The organism is Acinetobacter sp. ANC5681 (genome assembly GCF_023488045.1).
In the GTDB taxonomy this organism is placed as follows: domain Bacteria; phylum Pseudomonadota; class Gammaproteobacteria; order Pseudomonadales; family Moraxellaceae; genus Acinetobacter.
The window spans coordinates 1-5,599 of record NZ_JAMFKZ010000056.1 but is presented as its reverse complement, the minus strand read 5'-3'; the positions used below and the strand labels follow the sequence as shown (position 1 = coordinate 5,599).

Annotated in this window: 2 tRNA genes and 3 rRNA genes; all 5 read right to left on the bottom strand. The window is 48.7% G+C overall.

The features are described 5' to 3' along the window. Positions 1 to 7 precede the first annotated feature (7 nt). A 5S ribosomal RNA gene (gene rrf, locus M5121_RS15375) occupies positions 8 to 122 on the bottom strand. A 195-nt stretch (positions 123 to 317) separates the two neighbouring features. Next, positions 318 to 3,208 (bottom strand): 23S ribosomal RNA (locus tag M5121_RS15370). A gap of 368 nt (positions 3,209 to 3,576) precedes the next feature. Beyond that, positions 3,577 to 3,652: transfer RNA gene (locus tag M5121_RS15365), tRNA-Ala, on the bottom strand. Between the two features lie 51 nt (positions 3,653 to 3,703). Next, positions 3,704 to 3,780, bottom strand: a tRNA-Ile gene (locus M5121_RS15360). Positions 3,781 to 3,839: 59 nt separating this feature from the next. Then, a 16S ribosomal RNA gene (locus M5121_RS15355) occupies positions 3,840 to 5,376 on the bottom strand. Together the 16S, 23S and 5S rRNA genes with 2 tRNA genes alongside form the textbook arrangement of a ribosomal RNA operon. Positions 5,377 to 5,599: the final 223 nt, after the last annotated feature.

Below are 5,599 nucleotides of genomic sequence, written 5' to 3'. Positions count from 1 at the left end.
ATTTAAAAGCTGGCGATGACTTACTCTCACATGGCAAATGCCACACTACCATCAGCGCTAAGAGGTTTCACTTCTGAGTTCGGGAAGGGATCAGGTGGTTCACTCTTGCTATTGTCGCCAGCAAACTGTTGTGGTGTTTTGGGGTCTTATTGATCATGGTGTGTTTTCACTTCATGTCTGCCTTACTTACGAACCAAAGAGTTATTAACGGATTAGATATTGAGTCTAACTTTGTGTTCAGCATTTTAACTAGTTTCTACACTAAATCAAGTTGTGTATTGAATTTATCTTGAATACAACAACTGTTTGGGTGTTGTATAGTCAAGCCTCACGAGCAATTAGTATTGGTCAGCTTCACACGTCACCGTGCTTCCACACCCAACCTATCAACGTCCTAGTCTCGAACGGCTCTTTAGAGGAATAAATTCCTAGGGAAATCTTATCTTGAGGTAGGCTTCCCGCTTAGATGCTTTCAGCGGTTATCCCTTCCGAACATAGCTACCCGGCGATGCGACTGGCGTCACAACCGGTACACCAGAGGTTCGTCCACTCTGGTCCTCTCGTACTAGGAGCAGATCCTCTCAAATTTCCAGCGCCCACGGTAGATAGGGACCGAACTGTCTCACGACGTTCTAAACCCAGCTCGCGTACCTCTTTAAATGGCGAACAGCCATACCCTTGGGACCTGCTTCAGCCCCAGGATGAGATGAGCCGACATCGAGGTGCCAAACACCGCCGTCGATATGAACTCTTGGGCGGTATCAGCCTGTTATCCCCAGAGTACCTTTTATCCGTTGAGCGATGGCCCTTCCATACAGAACCACCGGATCACTAAGACCTACTTTCGTACCTGCTCGACTTGTGGGTCTCGCAGTTAAGCGCGCTTTTGCCTTTATACTCTACGCGTGATTTCCGACCACGCTGAGCGCACCTTCGTACTCCTCCGTTACTCTTTAGGAGGAGACCGCCCCAGTCAAACTACCCACCAGACATGGTCCTCGCCCCGGATTACGGGGCAGAGTTAGAACCTCAACATTACCAGGGTGGTATTTCAAGGACGGCTCCATTGGAACTAGCGTTCCAACTTCAAAGCCTCCCACCTATCCTACACAAGTAAGGTCAAAGTTCAATGTCAAGCTGCAGTAAAGGTTCACGGGGTCTTTCCGTCTAGCCGCGGGTACACTGCATCTTCACAGCGATTTCGATTTCACTGAGCCTCTGCTGGAGACAGCGCCGCCATCATTATGCCATTCGTGCAGGTCGGAACTTACCCGACAAGGAATTTCGCTACCTTAGGACCGTTATAGTTACGGCCGCCGTTTACTGGGGCTTCGATCAAGAGCTTCGCTTACGCTAACCCCATCAATTAACCTTCCAGCACCGGGCAGGCATCACACCCTATACGTCCACTTTCGTGTTTGCAGAGTGCTATGTTTTTAATAAACAGTTGCAGCGGCCTGGTTTCTGTGGCTGCCAATAGCTCAGGGAGCAAGTCCCATCACCGTCAGCAGCGTACCTTCTCCCGAAGTTACGGTACCATTTTGCCTAGTTCCTTCAGCAGAGTTCTCTCAAGCGCTTTGGTCTACTCGACCTGACCACCTGTGTCGGTTTCGGGTACGATTCCTGTGTAACTGAAGCTTAGAGACTTTTCCTGGAAGCATGGTATCAGCCACTTCACTGTACAAGTACAGCTTGCTATCAGTTCTCAGCATAGAGTACCCCGGATTTGCCTAAGATACATGCCTACAACCTTCCACCTGGACAACCAACGCCAGGCTGACTTAACCTTCTCCGTCCTCTCATCGCATTACACAGAAGTATTGGAATATTAACCAATTTCCCATCGACTACGCCTCTCGGCCTCGCCTTAGGGGTCGACTCACCCAGCCCCGATTAACGTTGGACTGGAACCCTTGGTCTTTCAGCGAACGGGTTTTTCACCCGTTTTGTCGTTACTCACGTCAGCATTCGCACTTCTGATACCTCCAGCATACTTCTCAATACACCTTCATCGGCTTACAGAACGCTCCCCTACCACTTGACTATTGTCAAATCCGCAGCTTCGGCACATAGTTTTAGCCCCGTTACATCTTCCGCGCAGGCCGACTCGACTAGTGAGCTATTACGCTTTCTTTAAAGGGTGGCTGCTTCTAAGCCAACCTCCTAGCTGTCTATGCCTTCCCACATCGTTTCCCACTTAACTATGATTTTGGGGCCTTAGCTGGCGGTCTGGATTGTTTTCCTCTTGACTACGGACGTTAGCACCCGCAGTCTGTCTCCCGGATAGTACTCATTGGTATTCGGAGTTTGCATCGGTTTGGTAAGTCGGGATGACCCCCTAGCCGAAACAGTGCTCTACCCCCAATGGTATTCGTCCGAGGCGCTACCTAAATAGCTTTCGGGGAGAACCAGCTATCACCAGGCTTGATTAGCCTTTCACCCCTATCCACAAGTCATCCCCTGGCTTTTCAACGACAGTGGGTTCGGTCCTCCAGTTAGTGTTACCCAACCTTCAACCTGCTCATGGATAGATCGCCTGGTTTCGGGTCTATACCCAGCAACTAAACGCCCTATTAAGACTCGATTTCTCTACGGCTCCCCTATACGGTTAACCTCGCTACTGAATATAAGTCGCTGACCCATTATACAAAAGGTACGCAGTCACCGAACAAGTCGGCTCCCACTGCTTGTATGCATGCGGTTTCAGGATCTATTTCACTCCCCTCACAGGGGTTCTTTTCGCCTTTCCCTCACGGTACTGGTTCACTATCGGTCAGTCAGGAGTATTTAGCCTTGGAGGATGGTCCCCCCATATTCAGACAAGGTTTCACGTGCCTCGCCCTACTCGTCATCATTGTGTGTGCCCTTTCGTGTACGGGAATATCACCCTCTACGTTCGCACTTCCCAGAGCGTTCCACTAGAACACACACAACTTAATGGGCTGATCCCCGTTCGCTCGCCGCTACTAAGGGAATCTCAATTGATTTCTTTTCCTAAGGGTACTGAGATGTTTCACTTCCCCTCGTTCGCTTCATAAACCTATGTATTCAGTTTATGATACCCGCCTTATAGCGGGTGGGTTCCCCCATTCAGAAATCTCCGGATCACAGGATATTTGCCGCCTCCCCGGAGCTTATCGCAGGCTATTACGTCTTTCATCGCCTCTGACTGCCAAGGCATCCACCACATGCACTTAATTACTTGACTATACAACCCCAAACAGTCGTTAACACATACAAGTGAGTGTTAGCGTTGCAAACTTAATTGCTACTATTCGTTGTCTGTGAACTTAATCACCATACAGCTTCAATCTAAATTCATATACCAAAACGCTTGATTCAGTGTTTTTGCTAGTTCTCAGATTAAATATTAATTTAACAATTACTTGTTATCTTCCTATTTAATCGAGTTTGAACAATTTATTTCAGACTCAAATTCTAATCTGTTAATGATTAACTACCGCCTCGTCAGCGAGTAGTAAACTGTGATAAATCACAGAGATTAATAAACCAGTCAACTTGGACTGTATTCACTAAACTCTATAATCTATTTTAGCCCGTACTCCGTAAAGTACGTGGTGGAGACTAGGAGAGTCGAACTCCTGACCTCCTGCGTGCAAAGCAGGCGCTCTACCAACTAAGCTAAGTCCCCAGCTTATCACTTAATGAACGATATATCTTAATCTCTAGCTTTGTTGCAGATTGGTGGGTCTGACAAGACTTGAACTTGTGACCCCACGCTTATCAAGCGTGTGCTCTAACCAACTGAGCTACAGACCCTCAGATACATCTTCGAAGAACAACTTGTTGTGGATTCTTACCGATCGTCAATCTTTCGTTAAGGAGGTGATCCAGCCGCAGGTTCCCCTACGGCTACCTTGTTACGACTTCACCCCAGTCATCGGCCACACCGTGGTAAGCGTCCTCCTTACGGTTAGACTACCTACTTCTGGTGCAACAAACTCCCATGGTGTGACGGGCGGTGTGTACAAGGCCCGGGAACGTATTCACCGCGGCATTCTGATCCGCGATTACTAGCGATTCCGACTTCATGGAGTCGAGTTGCAGACTCCAATCCGGACTACGATCGGCTTTTTGAGATTAGCATCACATCGCTGTGTAGCAACCCTTTGTACCGACCATTGTAGCACGTGTGTAGCCCTGGCCGTAAGGGCCATGATGACTTGACGTCGTCCCCGCCTTCCTCCAGTTTGTCACTGGCAGTATCCTTAAAGTTCCCATCCGAAATGCTGGCAAGTAAGGAAAAGGGTTGCGCTCGTTGCGGGACTTAACCCAACATCTCACGACACGAGCTGACGACAGCCATGCAGCACCTGTATCTAGATTCCCGAAGGCACCAATCCATCTCTGGAAAGTTTCTAGTATGTCAAGGCCAGGTAAGGTTCTTCGCGTTGCATCGAATTAAACCACATGCTCCACCGCTTGTGCGGGCCCCCGTCAATTCATTTGAGTTTTAGTCTTGCGACCGTACTCCCCAGGCGGTCTACTTATCGCGTTAGCTGCGCCACTAAAGCCTCAAAGGCCCCAACGGCTAGTAGACATCGTTTACGGCATGGACTACCAGGGTATCTAATCCTGTTTGCTCCCCATGCTTTCGTACCTCAGCGTCAGTATTAGGCCAGATGGCTGCCTTCGCCATCGGTATTCCTCCAGATCTCTACGCATTTCACCGCTACACCTGGAATTCTACCATCCTCTCCCATACTCTAGCTGACCAGTATCGAATGCAATTCCTAAGTTAAGCTCAGGGATTTCACATCCGACTTAATCAGCCGCCTACGCACGCTTTACGCCCAGTAAATCCGATTAACGCTCGCACCCTCTGTATTACCGCGGCTGCTGGCACAGAGTTAGCCGGTGCTTATTCTGCGAGTAACGTCCACTATCCCAGAGTATTAATCCAGGTAGCCTCCTCCTCGCTTAAAGTGCTTTACAACCAAAAGGCCTTCTTCACACACGCGGCATGGCTGGATCAGGCTTCCGCCCATTGTCCAATATTCCCCACTGCTGCCTCCCGTAGGAGTCTGGGCCGTGTCTCAGTCCCAGTGTGGCGGATCATCCTCTCAGACCCGCTACAGATCGTCGCCTTGGTAGGCCTTTACCCCACCAACTAGCTAATCCGACTTAGGCTCATCATTTAGCGCAAGGTCCGAAGATCCCCTGCTTTCTCCCGTAGGACGTATGCGGTATTAGCATTCCTTTCGGAATGTTGTCCCCCACTAAATGGCAGATTCCTAAGCATTACTCACCCGTCCGCCGCTAGGATCAGTACCGAAGCACTTCACCCCGCTCGACTTGCATGTGTTAAGCCTGCCGCCAGCGTTCAATCTGAGCCATGATCAAACTCTTCAGTTTAAAATCATTTGTACTTTACTAAAAGTACTAAATCTGGCTCATCAATTTTCTGACTAAAAATTCGCTCAAATAAACTTCGAGAAATTTCTACCATTCAATCAATGAAATATTTTCGATCGATCAACCAGTAAAAATCCACACAAGTTGTTCTTCTATTCTCTTAATGATCTTCTCGATGATTCGTCATCATCAAGCTAGGTCGGCTATGTTACTCTAATCTAAA